This is a genomic window from Sphingomonas liriopis (assembly GCF_024211255.1).
Lineage (GTDB): Bacteria > Pseudomonadota > Alphaproteobacteria > Sphingomonadales > Sphingomonadaceae > Sphingomonas > Sphingomonas liriopis.
This window is the reverse complement of sequence record NZ_JAMLDY010000008.1, coordinates 36,324-54,904: the sequence shown is the minus strand read 5'-3', so window position 1 is coordinate 54,904 and position 18,581 is coordinate 36,324. Positions and strand designations below refer to the sequence as shown.

Genomic DNA, 18,581 nt, shown 5'->3' with positions numbered 1-18,581 from the left:
CTGTAGGCCGGGCGATCAGCTTCCCAGTACGATCGTGCCCTTCGCCCGGTCGCTGCCGTCGCCGTCCAGCTCGAGGCGGAACGGCTTGTCCTCCTCGGTCGTGCCGGTGAGGCCGCGGCCGTCCCGGGTGATCGTGAAGCCCGCTTTCGCGAGCCGTTCCTGGAACCAGCCGCGCACCTGATCGGGCGTCGCCGGGCTGCGGAAGCGGATGCGCACGCCATCGTTCCGGCCCGAGCCGACGTCCATCGCCTCGATCGTGGAGCCTGGATAGAGGCGCACGCCGTTGAGGTCGAAGTCGGCGGTATCGATCTGCAGCTTGGGAAGCTTGAACTGGCCCGAGAAGCCGGGGACGTTCACCTTCACCTCGCCGCTGCGGGCGTCGAGCGCGCCCGCGACGTTGCCGCCATCGGCGTTGATCGTCAGCGACGGCGTATCGTCGGATCGGTCGCAGGCGGCAAGCGGCAGCACGAGGCAGGCGGCGCACAACAGCAGGCGTGGCATCGTCATCTCCAATGTGTATCGATCCAGCAATACACGTGAGGAACGGGCGGGGCCAAGCGGGGTTCCGCTGGTGGACGTGACGGAGTAGAGGGGCGCCATCGTGAACCGTCCTACCCAATCCTCCGCGCCGGCCCTTGCCGACGCTCCCCCCGTCGTCGCTACCGAACCGGCCGGTGCGCCGATCGGCTTCGCGGAGTTCGTCGCGCTCGTCGCCGCGCTGATGTCGCTCGCCGCGCTCGGCATCGATTCGATGCTGCCGGCATTGCCCGCGATCGGGCGGGCGCTGGGCGTCGAGACCGAGAACCAGCGCCAGTTCATCATCACCGCCTTCGTCCTCGGCTTCGGTATCGCGCAGCTGGTGCACGGGCCGCTTGCCGACCGGTTCGGACGGCGCACCGTGCTGCTGTGGGCGATCGGCGGCTATGCGATCGCCAATATCGCCTGTGCCGTCTCGGCGAGCTTCACGCTGCTGCTGCTGGCGCGGGTGTGCGGCGGGGCGATGGTGGCGGCGACGCGGGTCGCGACGATCGCGATCGTGCGCGACTGCTATCACGGCCGGCCGATGGCGCGGGTGATGTCGATCGCGTTCATGGTGTTCATGGTCGTCCCCGTGCTCGCCCCCGCGTTCGGCCAGACGGTGCTGCTGTTCGCCAACTGGCGCGGCATCTTCTGGGTGGTCGGCGGCCTCAGCCTCGGCATCTGGACGTGGTTCTTCGTGCGGATGCCCGAGACGCTCCACCCCGATGCGCGCCAGCCGCTGTCGGTGGGCCGAATCGCGGCGGGGTGGAAGCAGACGCTGACCGACCGCTGGTCGCTGGGCTATACGCTCGCCTCGACGTCGCTGATGGGGGCGCTGTACGGCTATCTCAATTCGGTGCAGCAGATCATGTTCGACACGTTCGGGCGGCCGAAGCTGCTCGCGGTGATGTTCGCGCTGACCGCGATGCTGATGGCGGCGGCGAACCTGACCAATGCGCGGCTGGTGATGCGGCTGGGCACGCGGCTCATCAGCCATAGCGCGCTGACGACGCTGGTCTTGCTGAGCGCGATCCACCTCGCCATCGCGCTCGCCGGCTACGAGACGTTGGTCGGCTTCGTCATCCTGCAGGCGCTGACGATGGGGTGCTTCGGCCTCGCCACCTCCAACTTCTCGTCGATGGCGATGGAGAATATGGGCGGGATCGCCGGCACCGCGTCGAGCGTACAGGGCTTCACCAGCGTGACCTTCGGCGCGGTCGGCGGCGTGGTGATCGGGCAGGCGTTCGACGGCACCACCGCGCCGCTCGCCGCGGGCTTCCTGATCTGCGGCGTCGTCGCGCTAGCAGTGGTGACGATCACCGAGCGCGGCCGGCTGTTCCGTCCCGCCTGATCCCCCCCCCGATCCGCCGTCCGCCGCAGACCGGCGGAACCGCCGGCGCCGTCCCGCCGTTCGCACTCCACATCAATGGAGGTTGCTATGGGCGGACATCAGGTCATGGGCCACGGATCGGGCGACGACGGGTACGACGAGGAAGGCTATGACGAGAGCCAGCGCGCCGAGATCCTGGAGGCGACGCGCAACGGCCCCAGCGACGGGCTGATCCTGACCGACCTTGATCCCGACCTGGGCGACGACGATGCCGAGGACGAGGCGATCGACGACGCCGACATGGATTCGGAAGAGGTCGGCGAGACCGACGCCAGCGTCACGATGGACGAGGGCGACATCGACGAGGACGATGCGCAGGAGGATTTCGACGACGGCAAGACCGACGACGAGGATCTTGACGACGCCGACGACGTCGCCTTACGACCCTGACGCGATGGCCGGCTGAGGCCGGCATCAGGAACGAGACGATCGATGGGGCGGCCCGCTTGCCGCCCCTTTTTCATGGGCGTATTCGCACCCGCGGGAGGATTGCGCTGGCGATCGGTCATACCGCCGTCTCGGGCCAACCCGCGCCGATCCGCCATTGTCGTTCATCGATGCGACAGGAACCGTGGCCCGAAAGCCACAACCCGATCCGTTCCGGACAATTATGCCACCGCGCTGCAACAAAGCCGCAGGGGCGGGGTTTGGACGGTCCTGGGCTGGATGACGATACGTCGTCGCCGCCCGAGTTGAGGCAATACAAGGTAATCACTCATGCGTAAGCTTGCCCTCGCGGCCGCCGTTGCGGCAGCGTCCTTTGCCGTCCCCGCCTTTGCACAGGACATGTCGACCACCGGTACGACCGACACCGCCGTCACCACCGACGCGCAAGTCGACACCGCACCCAAGGCACCCGACGGCACCCGCGCGTTCGGCATCGAGCCGTACGTCGCCGTGATGGGCGGCTGGGAACAGTTCGATCGCCAGGCGGTTGCCGGCATTCCCGCGCAGCCCAAGGGCTACAATCTGGACGGCGCGCTGATCGAGGGCATCGTCGGCTTCAACGTGCCGCTGGGTCCGGTGTTCGTCGGTGCCGAGGGCGCGGTCGCCAAGGGCGTGTCGGGCGATATCGACTGGCAGTATGGCGCCTATGGCCGCGCGGGCTTCCGCGCCGGCGACAGCGGCCTGTTCTACGGCAAGGTCGGCTATCGCTGGAACAACTTCAACAACTTCGCACCGGGCGTGTCGGGCGACCTGAAGCGCGACTATCATGCGACCGTGTATGGCATCGGTGCCGAGGTCGGCCCGAAGGACATCGGTCTGGGTGGCATCACGGGCAATTCGGGCCTGCGCCTGCGCATGGAGGTTTCGACCTTCGACGACGCGCACAGCTTCCGCCCGATGGCGGGTGTGGTCGCGCACTTCTAAGCCATCCGGCTTCGACGTGACGGGGGGCGGGTCTGCTGCGGGCAGGCCCGCCCCCTTTGCGTTGGGGCGCGGCGCCCCCGTTCCTATATCGGCGTCATGGTCGGACGGGTGAAGCGCAAGGCGGGGCTGGCCGAGGCCGAGGCGCACGCCGCGCGCGAAGTGCCACCGCCCTCCTGTGCGCTGTGCGAGCGGCCGCTCGGGGCCAAGGTCGAATGGCATCATCTGGTGCCCAGGTCCGAAGGCGGGCGGACGACCGCGCCGGTCCATCCGATCTGCCACCGCACGATTCACGCGACGCTGCCCAATGCCGAGCTGGCGCGCGCCTATGCCGACCCGGCGGTGCTGCGCGCGCATCCCGCGATCGCGCGCTTCCTGCGCTGGATCGCGGACAAGCCGGCGGACTTTTCGGCACCGGTGCGGCGGGCGCGGTAACCGCTTCTTCACGCTTTGTCCCCCAACCGAATCCATGGACTATGTGCTTGATTTCGCTCGGGCGCTGACGAGTGGTTCCCCGAGTCGCGGCCGGCGGCGGGGTGGCGCGGGGGCGTGGGTGCAGCTGCGCATCGCGATGCTGGGCGTCATGCTCGGGCTGGCGCTGCCGGCACTGCGCGGGACCGACTGGGCGGCGCTGTTGCCGGCTGGCGTCTCGGTCGAGCTGCCGCATCCGGGCAAGCTGCGCTGGCCGGCGGGCGAGATCGACCTGCCGCCGTTGCCGCAGGTCCTGCCGGTGCCGGTGCCTGCCACGCACGGCGGGGGCGGCGGCGAGGCGGTGACGGCGCGGTTCGGGCGCTGCGGCCGCGGTGCGGTCGGCGATTGCGTCGTCGATGGCGACACGTTCCGGCTGGCGGGCGAGAAGGTCCGCATCGCCGATATCGACACGCCCGAGACGCACCCGCCGCGCTGCGCGCGCGAGGCGCGGCTGGGCGAGCGCGCGACCGAGCGGCTGCGCGACCTGCTCAACGCCGGGCCGGTGACGCTCGCCGCCTACAAGCGCAGTCACGACCGCTACGGCCGGCGGCTGGCGGTGGTGACCCGCGGCGGCGTGTCGCTGGGCGAGACGCTGGTCGCCGAGGGGCTGGCGCGGCGCTACGACGGCGGTCCCCGGCGCGGGTGGTGCGCCTGGGCGTGAGAGGCGGCGGGCCGCGGCAACATAGACAAGTTGGACACCTTGGCGTGAACGATCCTCTTCGATCGTTTCCGTTTCTGCAGCGATGACAAAGAGCCGTGCGGCAACGCGATAGGGCGACGCCACGATGGAGAGGTTAAGCCGGGGCGCGGGGTGTAGGACAGTGAAATCGTGGCGAGGGCGGTTTCACACCGGGAATGCGGGGCCGCGGACCGGGGGGCGATCCTATTGGTCGATGACGTTGGCGAGGGCGCGCAGGTCGGCGACGTTGGCGGCGTCGCCGTCGGCATCGGTCAACGCGGCGCTGTTGCCGGTACCACTCGGCGCCGATCCGGCGACGTCATGGGCGAACCACAGGATGCCGCCGGCCCAGAGCAACGCCGTCCAGCGGCTGCGGAAGAGGCGCGGTGAGGGGAGCATCGCCGCTGTTCTACCCGCGGCACGGTTGCCGGCTGGTTGCGCGAGAGGGTTAAGCGTGGGACTTGACGGCGGGCGGCAAGCGTGATGTCCTATCATTACATTGCCCAAGGAGACTCGAGGATGCCACGCAAGCGTGCCTTCTCCCCCGCCCACGCCGGCCCCGCGCACGATGCGCCGCTGTCGGAGCTCAACATCACCCCGCTGATCGACGTCATGCTGGTGCTGCTGGTGATGATGATCCTGACGCTGCCGACGGTGCTGCACAAAGTGGCGGTCGACCTGCCGCAGGGTAGCGCGCCGCCGGGCGAGACGGTGACGCACCCGCTGGTGCTGGCGCGCGACGGCGTGGTGACGCTGGACGGCGTGGCGGTGAACGATGCGGCGATGCCGGCGCGGTTCCGCGCGCTGAAGGCCGACCCCGCCGCGCTGCTGGTGATGCGCACCGACCCGGAGGCGCGCTACGACCGCTTCGACCAGGTGCTAGCCGAGGTGAAGCGCGCGGGGATCACGCGGCTGGGGTTCGCGGGGAATGAGGCGATGGTGGAGTGAGTGGCGGTTGCGCGCCGTCCGCATCGGTCTATGTTCGAATGCATGGCAACGCGTACTGACCATGAGACGCCCGACGGCGGCGAGGGAACCGAGCCGGGCTATGCCGCGTGGAAGCGGGCGAAGATCGAGCGCGGGCTGACGCAGTCGCGCGATCGATCGGCGATGATCCCGGTCGAGCAGGTGTGGCGCGACCTCAAGCTTGAACGTTAGCTTCACGCCGCAGGCGCGGGACGATCTGATCGCCATCCGTGACTGGATCGCCCGCGACGACGAGCGAGCGGCCGATCGCGTGGTCAGTCGGATCGTCCAGACGGCGATGATGTTCGGGTCGTTCCCGATGCTTGGCCGGACAGGGCAAGTGACGGGGACGCGCGAGTTCTCCGTCGTTGGGCTGCCGTACCTGATCGTATACGCGCTGGCGTCCGAGACTGAGATCGACGTGCTGACGGTATTGCACACCCGCCGGCGGTATCCACCCGTCGCCTGACGTCGCGTCCGAGATTCAGGCTGCCGACCGGATCAACGCGCCTGCTTCGTCCAGCCGCCGATAAAGGCTGTCGGCGGAGAGTTCGAAGCCGTTGGGCCACGCCAACGCCCCGGCTTCGATAAAGGCGCGTGCGAAGAACGCCGGATCGGCGAGCGGGCGAGTCATTACGGTGTCACGAGCGATGAGATCGGCCGCCGACCACGATGCGGCGCTGCCGTCCGAAAAGACGAGCGATAAAGTAGGAGGAACAGCAGATGCTAATGAGCTTAATCATTGTGCTATTTCGATCAGCTTCTTAAGCAACAGTTTTCAGAATCTTTTTGGTACCATCAATAAGATCCTGAACTTGTTCCTTTGTTGGGTCTTGCGATTTACTGTGGTCGCAGATATTTCGAATATCGGCTATGTGCTGATTAAATCGCCATTGTGGAATATCGATAACATTCCCATCCCGGAGCGCTTGATTCAGAACGGCGATGCCGGGATTGGCTTTTGTAATCTTGATATTGTGATCGTCGCAAACCTGTTTGAGGTGGCGCTCGATGACCACTCCTGCAATCGCCCCAGCAGCACGAAGGAAGCCGTTTTTAAAAAGCTCCAAGGATGCCTCAATTTCCGAGTCGAAAAGATCGGCCTGAACAAGTTGTCGTATCTCAAAAATTGAGCTCTCAAACCTTTTCTTCGCAGATTTTAAGATAGCAACTTGTTGGTTAAACTGAGGTTCTGCTGCACTGCGATCTACCTTGGTTTCACCATACGGTGTCGTTACCGCCAAATTCTGCATATAGTCTTGTATTACATAATTACCGTATTCAATATTCTTTCGGCTCTTTGGCTTTTCGTAGAGGGCCCGAAAATCGTTGATTCGATCGGGAAGGAGCTGTCGTAAGAGCGCCAAGCTTTCCGAATACCACGATTCATATTCTGTCTTGAATTCAGGAATGCGCTTTATTGCCGCTGCGGCTTCATCATCAGAGCTTTCGCCAAACACATTTTCTCTAAAATATTTTTTCCCTTTCATGTCTAGAATCATTCCGACTTTGAGCAAGTCGCCTTGCTCAATGAGGGCGTCAAGGTCATTTTTGAAGCGATCGACATTGATTGCCACTATTATTTCCTTGATATGCCATCTGGTCGGAATGATTTGTTTGGCATTTTAAATAGGGCAGAGGGCTTATCTCTTTCCCAACTACTTTACTCCGCCGCCACGCCAGCGCGCGAGAACATATCCCCGCTGATCTCGCCCAGATCCTGCTCCGTCGGCTTCACGATCTTCGCCTTCTGGCGCTTGTCGAACGAATCCCAGACGTCGTTCCACTGGCCCTTGGTCGCGGCCTTCGAATATTCGGTCGCGCGCTGTTCGAAGAAGTTGGCATGCTCGACGCCGTTCAGCATCGGCGCCAGCCACGGCAGCGGGTGTTCGTCGATCATGTAGATCGGCTTGAGGCCCAATTGCCCCATCCGCCAGTCGGCGATGTAGCGGATGTATTTCTTGATCTCCTTGGGCGTCATGCCGTTGACCGGGCCCATTTCGAACGCGAGGTCGATGAAATTGTCCTCGAGCCGGATCGTGGTCTGGCAGACGTCGGCGATGTCGTCCTTCACCGCCTTGGTCAGGCACTGGCGCTCCTGACAGAAGGTGTGGAACATCTTGATGATGCCCTCGCAATGCAGGCTCTCGTCACGGATCGACCAAGTGACGATCTGGCCCATGCCCTTCATCTTGTTGAAGCGTGGGAAGTTCATCAGCATCGCGAAGCTGGCGAACAGCTGCACCCCTTCGGTGAAGCCGCCGAACATGGCGAGCGTGCGGGCGATGTCCTGATCGTTGTCGACGCCGAAGTTCTGCATGTAATCATGCTTTTCCTTCATCTCGGCATATTCGAGGAAGGCGCCATATTCGCTCTCGGGCATGCCGATCGTGTCGAGCAGGTGGCTGTAGGCGGCGATGTGCACCGTCTCCATGTTGCTGAACGCGGTCAGCATCATCTTGACCTCGGTCGGCTTGAACACGCGGCCGTATTTCTCGTGGTAGCAATCCTGCACCTCGACGTCCGCCTGGGTGAAGAAGCGGAAGATCTGGGTGAGCAAATTGCGCTCGTGATCGGTCAGCTTCTGCGCCCAGTCGCGGCAATCCTCGCCCAGCGGCACCTCTTCGGGGAGCCAGTGGAGTTGCTGCTGACGCTTCCAGAATTCGAACGCCCAGGGGTATTCGAACGGCTTGTACTGCTTGCGGGCTTCGAGGAGGGACATGGGGTTACTCCGACTGGATATCAGGAAACGGGGGAAGAGGGGACGCTCCACTGCCACATGGCGTGGGCGGAGAAGGCGAGGACGATGGCGAGGCTGACCGCCATGATGCCGACCATGCGATAGACGTAGACGCGCGCCGGCGGCTGCGGACGGGTGAGCGCGAACAGCATCCCCGCGCCGGCGAGGCCGAAGACGGCGGCGACCGCGAACATGACGAGGCTTTGCAGCGGCATCAGCGCGGGCCCCCGCGTGCATCCATTTCGGGGGCGGCTCGTTTCACCCCCGAACCCCCTAAAGGAGACGCAGCATGCACGATCATAGCAACATCAAGGAGCATATGAAGGTCATCGGCGCCGACGGCGTCCATGTCGGCACCGTCGACCATGTCGATGGCGAGCGCATCAAGCTGACCAAGAACGATTCGCCGAGCACCGAGGACGGGCAGGGCGGCAAGCATCATTACCTGCCCGCAGGCCTGGTCGCGGAGATCGAGGGCGACACGGTGCGGCTGAGCGCCACGGCCGCGAACGCAGTGGACATGTTCGAAGAGGCGGAGTGATCCGCACTTTCCCTCTCCCTTTGGGAGAGGGAGGGAGCCGCCGTCAGGCGGCGGAAGGGTGAGGGCGGTGCCGGTCATGCGGTGCCGCCCTTTTTCTGTGCGTGGTCACCCTCATCCTTCCCATGCTGCGCATGGGCCCCTTCCTTCTCCCGGAGGGAGAAGGAGATTTGCGCGATGACGCCGTCCAGGTTCTGCATCACGTCATTGCTGGCGAAGCGGATCACTCGGTAGCCTTGGCGTTCGATGGAGCGGGTGCGGGCGGCGTCGTATGCGATCGTGGCGGCGTGGGTGTCGCCGTCGATCTCGATGACGAGGCGTTCGGAGAAGCAGAGGATGTCGGCACGGTAGGGACCAACCGGAGCCTGATGGCGCCATTTCAGCAGCGGATATGCTTCGCGGAGCGCACGAAGGAGGCGGCGTTCGGGTTCCGGTGCCTCGCGGCGAAGTTGTCGGGCGTGCTGGACCGTGCCGGAGGGCTGGTTGTCGTAGAGACGCATCTCGCCTTCACCCTCACCCTTCCGCCGCTTTGCGGCTCCCTCCCTCTCCCGATGGGAGAGGGATTGGTGGTCACCTTACCCCTGTCCCTCCGGGAGAGGGAGGGTGAGGGCGACCCGACCCATCACCTCACTGGCACGCGAGACATTCGTCATAGTCGGTCGTCTCACCGATCTCGAACTTGGGCGCGGCGATCGTGTTGTCCGCTTCCACCCCGCCAGAACCCGCGAACCCGGCGCGCTGCACCGACTTCGAACGCAGGTAATAGAGCGACTTGATCCCCAGTTCCCACGCGCGGAAGTGGAGCATCAGCAGGTCCCACTTTTCGACATCCGCCGGGATGAACAGGTTCAGCGACTGCGCCTGATCGATATAGGGCGTGCGGTCGCCGGCGAGTTCGAGCAGCCAGCGCTGGTCGATCTCGAAGCTGGTCTTGTAGCAGTCCTTTTCCTCCTGGCTGAGGAAGTCGAGGTGCTGGACCGAGCCGCCGTGCTCGAGAATCGAGTTCCACACCGCGTCGCTGTTCTTCGATTTCTCGTTGAGCAGTTTTTCGAGATAGGGGTTCTTGACCGAGAAGCTGCCCGACAGCGTCTTGTGCGTGTAGATGTTCGCCGGGATCGGCTCGATGCACGCGCTGGTGCCGCCGCAGATGATGCTGATCGACGCGGTCGGCGCGATCGCCATCTTGCAGCTGAACCGCTCCATCGCGCCGGTGTCGGCGGCGTCGGGGCAGGGGCCGCGCTCGATCGCGAGCTGCATCGAGGCTTCGTCGGCCTGGCCCTTGATGTGCTTGAACATCCTGAGGTTCCACGACTTGGCCATCGCGCCCTCGAACGGCAGCCCGCGCGCCTGGAGGAAGGAGTGGAAGCCCATCACGCCCAGGCCCACCGAGCGTTCGCGGCCCGCGCTATAGGCGGCGCGCTCCATGCCCGGCTCGTGGCGGTCGATATAATCCTGCAGGACGTTGTCGAGGAAGCGCATCACGTCCTCGATGAAGCCCTTCTCGTCCTTCCACTGGTCCCACGTCTCGAGGTTGAGGCTCGACAGGCAGCACACGGCAGTACGGTCGTTGCCGAGGTGATCGACGCCGGTCGGCAGCGTGATCTCGCTGCACAGGTTCGAGGTCGACACCTTGAGGCCCAGCTCGCGGTGATGCTTGGGCATGTTCGAATTCACATGGTCGGCGAAGACGATATAGGGTTCGCCGGTCTGCAGCCGGGTTTCGACCAGCTTCTGGAACAGCGAGCGTGCGTCGACCGTGGCGCGGATCGCCTGGTCCTTGGGGCTGCGCAAATGCCATTCCTGGCCGTTGCGCACGGCTTCCATGAACGCGTCGGTGACGAGCACGCCGTGGTGGAGGTTCAGCGCCTTGCGGTTGAAGTCGCCGCTGGGCTTGCGAATCTCGAGGAACTCCTCGATCTCCGGGTGGCTGATGTCGAGGTAGCAGGCGGCGGAACCGCGGCGCAGCGAGCCCTGCGAAATCGCGAGGGTGAGCGAATCCATCACGCGGACGAAGGGGATGATGCCGCTGGTCTTGCCGTTGAGGCCGACCGGTTCGCCGATGCCGCGGACGTTGCCCCAATAGGTGCCGATCCCGCCGCCGCGCGACGCGAGCCAGACGTTCTCGTTCCAGGTATCGACGATGCCGTTGAGGCTGTCGGGGACCGAATTGAGGTAGCAGCTGATCGGCAGGCCGCGCCCGGTGCCGCCGTTCGACAGGACCGGCGTCGCCGGCATGAACCACAGACGCGAGATATAGTCGTACAGGCGCTGCGCGTGCGCGGCGTCGTCGGCATAGGCCGAGGCGACGCGGACGAAAAGGTCCTGATAGCTTTCGCCCGGCAGCAGGTAGCGGTCGTTGAGCGTCTCCTTGCCGAAATCGGTCAGCAGCGCGTCGCGGCTGTGGTCGACCTCGACCGGATAGGGTCGCGCGCGCACGGCCTTGCTGCCGGTGCCGACCGCTTCCGTCGCCGGAGAGGCGGTGGTGGTGCTCGCTTCGATCGTGTCGTTCATTGCATCACCTTGCGTGTCCCTGAAGTCCATCGAACCGCTCCTTCATTCTTTCGATGTTCGAATCGGCGGCGCACGACATGCTACCACCGCGGCGGCCCGACCGAGAGAACAAAATGAGCACATCGCGTCGTCGCGGTGTGGTCCGTCGCGACGACCCGATATGGGTATCGCCCTCATCCTCTACCAGCCATTGGGTCCGCCCCCGAACGCAACCCCCACAAATTGTGGCAAAGCGCCGCGACAGGCAAGCGGTTAATGATGGGGGAGGGATGGGCGAACGGCGCGGCGCGCGACCGGTGGGGGAACGACGCGTGGACTTCTGCGGGTTACGCAAAGCGCAAGGGAACAGCGGGGGAACGAAAATTTTTTGGTGCGATGGAGATGGGTCCGGTGCGTCGTTCAAGGGATGCGGAAGACGCTGTCGGTAGTGCGATGCCGGTATCGCGCCTCCGTCATCATTTCTGGTGGCCGTGAGGTTCTTTTCCGGGCCGGCGTGATTATGGATCCCCGCCTGCGCGGGGATGACGAGGGGGCGTGGGGGGCTCGTCTGCTCACCGCCGAAGGACTTGCGTCTCACCTGTGCTTCGACAGGCTCAGCACGAACGGTCCAGCAAAGGCGTCCAGCTCTAGCGGCGGCCCTTGATCGCACGGCGTTTGGGCTTGGGGGCGGCGGCGGGGCCGGCCCAGGGGCGTTCGCGGAACCATTTGGTGACGATGTATTTGGTGCCGGCGATCACCGGTTTGCCCTGATGGAGGGTGAAGGGGTTGGCCTTGCCCTCGGCGTCGCGGTTGTTCCAGCAGAGCATCGTGCCGGTCTGCGGCACGAAGTCGTGGTCGAGGTAGTGGAAGAAGGTCTCGCCGCCCGCTTCGGGTTCGTTGAGGTAGATCATCGCGGTCCACGTCCGCTGGCCGCAGCGCGTCGCGTTGGTCAGCGTGTCGGGGTGGTTCGCTTCGAAGAAGTCGGTGTGGAGCTTGAATTCCTGGCCTTGCGCGTAGCGCTGGCCCTGGATCGGCTCGCCGAACTGCGGCCCGACGCCGAGGAACAGCGAGATGCGCAGGTCGAGCAATTGCACCAGCGGATGCGCCGCGTCGAACGCGCAGGTCTCGCTGGTCCGCGCGTTGGCGACGCCATAGGCGACCTGCGACGGACTGCGGTTGGCGTCGATCATGCCGCACAGCAGCGCGCATTCGTCGGCGTTGAGGAAGGCCGGCGCCATGACCATGTCGATGTACGGATTGTCGATCTCCGTACCCCCCTGGAAGCGCAGCGCGTGGATCGCCGCTTCGTCGAGGCCGAGCGCGTTGAGGTCGATCGGCGCCTGCATGGTCATCGTGGCTTCCCCGGCAATCGTGGACCGGCGCAAGGGGGCCGGCGGATGCCGATGGCTAGGCCGAAGATGGTAAAGAGGGGGTTAAGGGGGCATCCGTCCTTCCCCTCCTTGTGGAAGACTTCTGCAAAACTACCCATTTCACCCCGGCGAAGGCCGGGGTCCAGTTGGGAAAGCCGTTGTAAGTCATTGTAAACCTTCACCCAGCTGGACCCCGGCCTCCGCCGGGGTGAAGCCTTGGGATGCGGCGAAACCGACTTTCGCAGAGGCATCCTTGCGTGGAGGGAGGAGTGATAGTCACGTCGCCCGCATCCCCATCAGTGCAGGATCGGTTCGCCGCGGTCGATGATGCCGCGGCGGAGCGCTTCGGCGTAGAGCAGTTCGTTCTCGTGGCGGACCTGCGCGGCCAGGCGCGGCAGCATCGCCTGCGCCGCGACGGCGAAGGCGGGCCAGTCCGCCGCGACCGCCGCCGGCGTCCAGGTGACGAGGAACGTGGTCCAGTCCCGTTTCAGCGCATCGAGCGCCACCGTCATCGCGACAGCGGACCGCGGCGGGGTGCCGGTGCGCAGCGCGGCGAGGGTGAGGTCGATCACCTCGTCCTCGACGCCGAGATGGTCGGCGACGAACACCGCCAGTTCGAGCAGCAGGATCGACGCGGTCTCCGTCGCCTCGTCGTCGCGTTGGACGAGGGCGACGAGCGCGGCGCATTGCTGCGCGATGCGGTCGTGATCGCCGAGCAGCCGCGACCAGGATATGCGCCGCGGATCGAGGCGGAGGGTGTCGGAAACGGTAGACATGTCCTGAACATCCCGAAATCAGCGGCCCGCAGCAAGGGACCGGATCGCCGCCCGGACATCGGCGGCATCACGACGAGGTGGTGCCGCCGTCGGTGTCTGGCAAGGTGGCATCGTCCTGCGCGCGCGAGTATGCCGCCAGCGCGGGTCAGCCCGCGTGGCGCATCCGCCCCGGCTGCGCGGGGTTGAGCCGGTCGAGGTTGATCGCTTCGTTGAATTCGAGGCCCGCCTTGCCGTCGGCGGCCCAGGCGATGCGGGCGGACACCATCTGGTCCTCGACCAGTTCGATCAGCACGTCGAGGCCGACCGCCTGTCCGCCGACCTCGATCCCGTCGATCATCGCGCCGGTGGTCGAGATGTTGCGGATGCGCACGTCGCCTTCGTTGCCGCCGATCGCGATGCGGGCCGAGCGGAGCATGCGGCTGCGCACCGCGCGGCTGGTCTTGTGGCCGACCGGGGCGGCATGCCGGGTGCCGCCGAGCTGGACGATCACGTCGGCCGCCGGCACGCCGCGGCCGTAGACATAGCCCTGGATATGGCTGCAGCCGAGGTCGCGGACGAGTTCGATCTCGTCCTGGATCTCGACGCCTTCGGCGGTCGTCTCCATGCCGAGCGTGTCGGCGAGCGTGACGATCGCACGGATGATCGCGGCGTTGCGGTTGCCCGGCTGCGCGGCGCCGCGCACGAAGCTCTGGTCGATCTTGATCTTGTCGAACGGCGCGGTGCGCAGATAGCCGAGGCTGGAATAGCCGGTGCCGAAATCGTCGAGCGCGAGGCGGACGCCGATCGCCTTCAGAGCCTTGAACATCGCGTCGGTCGATCCCGATTCGTCGAGAAACACGCCTTCGGTGATCTCCAGCTCCAGCCGGCTCGCGGGCAGGCCGCTGTGCGCGAGCGCGGAGGTGACGAGCGCGGGGAAGACCGGATTGGCGAACTGGATCGGCGAGACGTTGACCGCGACGCGGACCTCGCCCGGCCATTGCGCCGCCTCGGCACAGGCGGTGCGCAACACCCATTCGCCTAGGCCCTCGATCAGTCCGCATTCCTCCGCCACCGGCACGAAATCGGCGGGCGAGATGGGCCCGCGGGTCGGGTGGTTCCAGCGCAGCAGCGCCTCGTAACCGACGATATGCGCGTCCGTGGTCGACACGACGGGCTGGTAGCAGACGGTGAAGCCGCCCTCGCTCAGCGCGGTGCGCATGTCGTCCTCGAGCGCCTTGCGGCTCTTCGCGCCGGCCAGCATCTCGTCCGAATAGAAACGGTGGACGCCGCGCCCGTCGGCCTTGGCGGCGTAGAGCGCGAGGTCGGCGTTGCGGACCAGTTCCTCGGCATCCTCGCCGTGCTGCGGCGCGATGGCGATGCCGATCGAACAGCCGATCGTCACCGATACGCCGGCGATGGCATAGGGCTGCGACAGGCTGGCGATCAGTTCCTTGGCCAGCATCGCCAGCGTGTCGCGATTGTCGATGCCCGGCAGCAGCACCTTGAATTCGTCGCCACCGACCCGCCCGACGAGGCCGGCATCGCCGACACCGCGCTGCAACCGCTGCGCGACCTGTTTCAGCAGCGCATCGCCCGCCTGGTGGCCGAGCGTGTCGTTCACCGCCTTGAACCGGTCGAGGTCCATGAGGAACAGCGAGGCGGGGCGATAGGGCCCGCCGCCCTGTTGCTGGAGCGTCTTGTCGAGGCTGTGGCGCATGCGCTGGCGGTTGGCGAGGCCGGTGAGGCCGTCGAACAGCGCGAGCCGCGTGATCTCCGCATCGGAACGGCGCTTCTCGGTCAGGTCGCTCCCCGAACCGATGAACCCCTGGAACCGGCCGAGATCGTCGACCGCGGCGCGGCCGGAGATCGACCACCAGCGGTCGGGTTCGGCATCGCTGTCCACCGCGCTGGTCGCGCAGACGGTATAGTCGGAAAACGACGTGCGCGACGAAAGGTGGAAGGCGAGCGTGCGTTCGGTGCCCGGCGTCGCGCTGTCCATGCGGAATACGTCGGTGAGCAGGCGGCCGATCGGGTGCGCGGCACCGGCGGCGATCTCGTCGGCGACCTTGGCGGAGAGGTAGGTCAGGCGACCCTGGCGATCGGCCTCCCAGAACCAGCCGGTGCCGTGGCCTTCGAATTCGGCGATCATCTTCATCGCCAGCTTGCCCTCGCTGGTATCGAGCGACTGGTTGCGCGCGGCGCGCTCATCGAGCCGGGCGAGGCGGGTAGTGACGACCGCGAGGCAAAGCAGGAAGAGGAGCGCGATGAGCGAGGGCACCAGCCGCCCCGACAGGATCGACAGCATCAGCACGAGGCCGGCGCCGAACCCCAATGTCGCGGCGCGGACGGGGTGGAAGGCGACGGTGGTGATGCCGATCGCACCGGCGATGCCGACGAAGCAGCCCAGCTGCAACGCGCCGAGCGGCAGCCGCGTCGACGCCCAGAGCAGCGACGACAGCGCCGCGGCGATGCCGCTCGCCGCGAACGTCAGGCAACGGTTGCGGACGTGCGGCGGCCAGCGCCGCACCGGCGGCGCGACGAGCAGGACGAGCGCGGTCAGCGATGGCAGCAGCAGCAACGCGACGGTCAGCCATGCATCGAGCGGCATCGCGCCGGCACCGCGATGGCCGAGCATCGCGCCGAGGAAGACGGCGGAGGCGACGAGTTGCGCGGCGAGCGCGAACGGCCAGATCGCGGCGACGTTGCCCAACTGGTCGGCATGGCCGCAGGCGTCGTGCTCCGGCGCGTCTCCGCTCAACCCGAGCAAGGCGAGGACGGGCCGGGCCATATGGCGGCTCGTGTCCGGGGGAGAGGCGCGCGCGACCAGATGCATGGCCATCGGCTTAGTGCGCGATGATTGATAAAGCTTTGCGATGGCGTGATAGATCGACGACGATCGGCGCCGGCTTGGCGCGGCGGCGAGCGCGCCTTAAAGGCTGGCCGCGAAGGAGCCAGATCCCGTGACCCTTATGCCGTCCACCGTCACCATTCGCGCCACCGACCTGATCGAGAGCGTCGCCGACGCGCTGCAGTTCATCAGTTACTATCACCCGATGGATTATATCCGCGCGCTGGGCGAGGCGTATGACGCCGAACAGAGTCCGGCGGCGAAGGATGCGATCGCGCAGATCCTGACCAACAGCCGGATGTGCGCCGAGGGGCATCGGCCGATCTGCCAGGACACGGGGATCGTCACTGTCTTCGTGAAGTGGGGCCAGGATTGCCGGCTGGACGGCAGCGCCAGCCTGCAGGAGGTCGTCGACGAGGGCGTACGGCGGGCGTATCTGCACCCCGAGAACAAGCTGCGCGCGTCGATCCTCGCCGATCCGGCGTTCACGCGGCGGAATACGAAGGACAACACGCCGTCGGTGCTCCACGTCGAGATGGTGCCGGGGTCGAAGGTGTCGGTCGACGTCGCGGCGAAGGGCGGCGGCTCGGAGAACAAGTCGAAGTTCAAGATGATGAACCCCAGCGACAGCATCGTCGACTGGGTGCTGGAGATGATCCCGCAGATGGGCGCGGGCTGGTGCCCGCCCGGCATGCTCGGCATCGGCATCGGCGGGACGGCGGAGAAGGCGATGCTGCTCGCCAAGCAATCGCTGATGGGGGCGATCGACATGGGGCAGCTGCGCGCGCGGGGCCCCCGGAACGACATCGAGGCGCTGCGCATCGAATTGATGGACAAGGTCAATGCATTGGGCATCGGCGCGCAAGGGCTGGGCGGGCTGTCGACGATCCTCGACGTCAAGATCCTCGACTGGCCGACGCATGCCGCGTCGAAGCCCGTCGCGATGATCCCCAATTGCGCCGCGACCCGCCACGCGCATTTCACGCTCGACGGGTCGGGGCCGGTGTATCTGGAGGCGCCGAAACTGTCCGACTGGCCGCAGGTCGACTGGAAGCCGGACACGGCGGCGATCCGCGTCGATCTCGACACGCTGACGCCGGAGGTGGTGGCGCAGTGGAAGCACGGCGACCGGCTGCTGCTCAACGGCAAGATGCTGACCGGGCGCGATGCGGCGCACAAGCGGATCGCCGACATGCTCGCCAGGGGCGAGGCGCTGCCGGTCGATTTCCGCGGGCGCGTGATCTATTACGTCGGGCCGGTCGATCCGGTCGGCGAGGAGGTCGTCGGGCCGGCGGGGCCGACGACGGCGACGCGGATGGACAAGTTCACGCGGATGATGCTCGACCAGGGCCTGCTCGCGATGGTCGGCAAGGCCGAGCGTGGGCCGGCGGCGACCGAGGCGATTCGAGAGGCGAAGAGCGCCTATCTGATGGCGGTCGGCGGCGCGGCCTATCTGGTGGCGCGGGCGATCAAGGGGAGCAGGGTCGTCGGCTTCGAGGACCTCGGCATGGAGGCGATCTACGAATTCGAGGTCGCCGATTTCCCGGTCACCGTCGCGGTCGACAGCGAAGGGCAGAACGTCCACCAGCTGGCGCCGCTGGTGTGGCGCGAGAAGATTGCGCGAGAAGGGCTGTTGCAGCCGGCGTGAGCGAGGGCTGGGACCGGGAGGCGTTCAGGGCGGCCTATGTCGCGGATGGCGGCACACCGGCGTCGGCGCGCAGCTACGTCAGCTACCTCAACCGCGCCGAGCGGGTGCTGGAGGGGTTGCCGGAGGGCGGCGGCAGCGGTCTGATCGATCGTGCCGAACGGTTACCGGTCCATGTCTGGGGCGGGGAGCGGGAGCGGCGCGACAGTTTGGCGGCGTTGAGGTGCTTCGTGCGGCTCGCCGGAGGTGTCGCGGCGACGCCGCCTGCCGTCATCCGCGAGGATCGCGACGACCGGCTGATGCAGTTGCTGCGCGACGCGCAGCGGATCGGGGCGGAATATTACCGGCTGACCGGCAAGCCGCTGGGCGTGACCGGCGAGATCGCGGAATATGAGGCGGCGCGGGCGCTCGGGCTGACGCTCTGCGTGGCGCGGACGCCGGGGCATGACGCGATCGATCCCGCCAATGGCGATGCGGTGCAGATCAAGGGGCGGGCGGTCGCGCGCGACGACCGCTACCGCGGCATGTGCCCCGCGATCCTCTGCGATGCCGACGTGCAGGTCGTCGTGCTGGTGCTGCTCGACCGGACCACGCTGACCGCGATCGAGGTCTGGCGTACCGATATCGCGGCGGTGCGACGGCGGATCGCAGGGCTCGCATCGGCGCGGCGACGGGCGGAGGGCGTGCTGGCGATCACCCAGTTCACGTCGATCGCGACGCGCGTCGTGCCGCCCGTGCCATCCTCGTCGCCGGTGCCGTGACGTCGTGGCAAGGAACGGCGGCGGGACAGGATGGTTGGCGA

General features: G+C 66.3%; 22 protein-coding genes. 11 read left to right on the top strand and 11 right to left on the bottom strand.

The features are described 5' to 3' along the window. Window positions 1-15: 15 nt before the first annotated feature. The gene (locus M9979_RS08070; protein ID WP_254288844.1) at window positions 16-507 is read right to left on the bottom strand and encodes a hypothetical protein; all 492 of its coding nucleotides are present in this window, start codon (window positions 505-507) and stop codon (window positions 16-18) included. Window positions 508-601: 94 nt separating this feature from the next. On the opposite strand from M9979_RS08070, the gene M9979_RS08065 reads away from it, so the two are divergent. From M9979_RS08065 to M9979_RS08045, 5 genes are all read left to right on the top strand, one after another. Beyond that, the gene (locus tag M9979_RS08065; RefSeq protein ID WP_254288843.1) at window positions 602-1,870 is read left to right on the top strand and encodes a multidrug effflux MFS transporter; all 1,269 of its coding nucleotides are present in this window, start codon (window positions 602-604) and stop codon (window positions 1,868-1,870) included. Window positions 1,871-1,957: 87 nt separating this feature from the next. Next, window positions 1,958-2,299: a DNA primase gene (locus M9979_RS08060; protein WP_254288842.1), complete on the top strand. Its 342-nt coding sequence runs from the start codon at window positions 1,958-1,960 to the stop codon at window positions 2,297-2,299. Window positions 2,300-2,626: 327 nt separating this feature from the next. Continuing rightward, window positions 2,627-3,280 (top strand): outer membrane protein, encoded by a 654-nt coding sequence (locus M9979_RS08055; RefSeq protein WP_254288841.1) that lies wholly within the window; start codon window positions 2,627-2,629, stop codon window positions 3,278-3,280. A gap of 96 nt (window positions 3,281-3,376) precedes the next feature. Next, a complete protein-coding gene (locus M9979_RS08050) occupies window positions 3,377-3,712 on the top strand; it encodes an HNH endonuclease (RefSeq protein ID WP_254288840.1) in 336 nt (111 codons plus the stop codon). 118 nt (window positions 3,713-3,830) lie between these two features. Further along, window positions 3,831-4,409 (top strand): thermonuclease family protein, encoded by a 579-nt coding sequence (locus M9979_RS08045; RefSeq protein ID WP_254288839.1) that lies wholly within the window; start codon window positions 3,831-3,833, stop codon window positions 4,407-4,409. A 222-nt stretch (window positions 4,410-4,631) separates the two neighbouring features. On the opposite strand, the gene M9979_RS08040 is transcribed toward M9979_RS08045, so the two are convergent. Next, a complete protein-coding gene (locus M9979_RS08040) occupies window positions 4,632-4,826 on the bottom strand; it encodes a hypothetical protein (protein ID WP_254288838.1) in 195 nt (64 codons plus the stop codon). 120 nt (window positions 4,827-4,946) lie between these two features. On the opposite strand from M9979_RS08040, the gene M9979_RS08035 reads away from it, so the two are divergent. Genes M9979_RS08035 through M9979_RS08025 form a run of 3 tightly spaced genes read left to right on the top strand, consistent with a single transcriptional unit; the run spans window position 4,947 to window position 5,862 of the window. Further along, complete coding sequence (locus M9979_RS08035; RefSeq protein ID WP_254288837.1) at window positions 4,947-5,375, top strand: ExbD/TolR family protein; 429 nt, start codon at window positions 4,947-4,949, stop codon at window positions 5,373-5,375. 42 nt (window positions 5,376-5,417) lie between these two features. Continuing rightward, the gene (locus M9979_RS08030; protein WP_254288836.1) at window positions 5,418-5,585 is read left to right on the top strand and encodes a hypothetical protein; all 168 of its coding nucleotides are present in this window, start codon (window positions 5,418-5,420) and stop codon (window positions 5,583-5,585) included. Next, the gene (locus tag M9979_RS08025) at window positions 5,575-5,862 is read left to right on the top strand and encodes a type II toxin-antitoxin system RelE/ParE family toxin (protein WP_254288835.1); all 288 of its coding nucleotides are present in this window, start codon (window positions 5,575-5,577) and stop codon (window positions 5,860-5,862) included. Before M9979_RS08030 ends, M9979_RS08025 begins: the two co-directional genes overlap by 11 nt. A gap of 15 nt (window positions 5,863-5,877) precedes the next feature. On the opposite strand, the gene M9979_RS08020 is transcribed toward M9979_RS08025, so the two are convergent. From M9979_RS08020 to M9979_RS08005, 4 genes are all read right to left on the bottom strand, one after another. Further along, a complete protein-coding gene (locus tag M9979_RS08020) occupies window positions 5,878-6,027 on the bottom strand; it encodes a hypothetical protein (RefSeq protein ID WP_479725608.1) in 150 nt (49 codons plus the stop codon). Between the two features lie 130 nt (window positions 6,028-6,157). After that, window positions 6,158-6,970 (bottom strand): hypothetical protein, encoded by an 813-nt coding sequence (locus tag M9979_RS08015; protein WP_254288834.1) that lies wholly within the window; start codon window positions 6,968-6,970, stop codon window positions 6,158-6,160. A gap of 86 nt (window positions 6,971-7,056) precedes the next feature. After that, on the bottom strand, window positions 7,057-8,115 hold the full coding sequence (locus M9979_RS08010) for a ribonucleotide-diphosphate reductase subunit beta (RefSeq protein WP_254288833.1): 1,059 nt from the start codon (window positions 8,113-8,115) through the stop codon (window positions 7,057-7,059). 20 nt (window positions 8,116-8,135) lie between these two features. Next, complete coding sequence (locus M9979_RS08005) at window positions 8,136-8,348, bottom strand: hypothetical protein (RefSeq protein WP_254288832.1); 213 nt, start codon at window positions 8,346-8,348, stop codon at window positions 8,136-8,138. Window positions 8,349-8,422: 74 nt separating this feature from the next. On the opposite strand from M9979_RS08005, the gene M9979_RS08000 reads away from it, so the two are divergent. Further along, window positions 8,423-8,674 (top strand): DUF2171 domain-containing protein, encoded by a 252-nt coding sequence (locus M9979_RS08000; RefSeq protein ID WP_254288831.1) that lies wholly within the window; start codon window positions 8,423-8,425, stop codon window positions 8,672-8,674. A gap of 74 nt (window positions 8,675-8,748) precedes the next feature. Here M9979_RS08000 and M9979_RS07995 read toward each other — a convergent pair whose 3' ends face one another. The 5 genes from M9979_RS07995 to M9979_RS07975 form a co-directional block, all read right to left on the bottom strand. Continuing rightward, window positions 8,749-9,171, bottom strand: coding sequence for an endonuclease domain-containing protein (locus M9979_RS07995; protein ID WP_254288830.1), 423 nt, complete (start codon window positions 9,169-9,171; stop codon window positions 8,749-8,751). A gap of 127 nt (window positions 9,172-9,298) precedes the next feature. Continuing rightward, window positions 9,299-11,212 carry a ribonucleoside-diphosphate reductase subunit alpha gene (locus M9979_RS07990; RefSeq protein ID WP_254288829.1) on the bottom strand — a complete coding sequence of 638 codons (1,914 nt, stop codon included), beginning with the start codon at window positions 11,210-11,212 and terminating at the stop codon, window positions 9,299-9,301. Window positions 11,213-11,808: 596 nt separating this feature from the next. Continuing rightward, window positions 11,809-12,513, bottom strand: coding sequence for a prolyl hydroxylase family protein (locus M9979_RS07985; protein WP_254288828.1), 705 nt, complete (start codon window positions 12,511-12,513; stop codon window positions 11,809-11,811). Window positions 12,514-12,827: 314 nt separating this feature from the next. Further along, window positions 12,828-13,307 (bottom strand): hypothetical protein, encoded by a 480-nt coding sequence (locus M9979_RS07980; protein WP_254288827.1) that lies wholly within the window; start codon window positions 13,305-13,307, stop codon window positions 12,828-12,830. Window positions 13,308-13,452: 145 nt separating this feature from the next. Continuing rightward, the gene (locus M9979_RS07975; protein WP_254288826.1) at window positions 13,453-16,074 is read right to left on the bottom strand and encodes an EAL domain-containing protein; all 2,622 of its coding nucleotides are present in this window, start codon (window positions 16,072-16,074) and stop codon (window positions 13,453-13,455) included. 181 nt (window positions 16,075-16,255) lie between these two features. Here M9979_RS07975 and M9979_RS07970 point away from each other — a divergent pair, with 181 nt between their 5' ends. After that, entirely contained in the window at window positions 16,256-17,782 is a 1,527-nt protein-coding gene (locus tag M9979_RS07970; RefSeq protein WP_254288944.1) for a fumarate hydratase, read from the top strand. Next, complete coding sequence (locus M9979_RS07965; RefSeq protein WP_254288825.1) at window positions 17,779-18,540, top strand: hypothetical protein; 762 nt, start codon at window positions 17,779-17,781, stop codon at window positions 18,538-18,540. Before M9979_RS07970 ends, M9979_RS07965 begins: the two co-directional genes overlap by 4 nt. The last annotated feature ends 41 nt before the right edge of the window (window positions 18,541-18,581 follow it).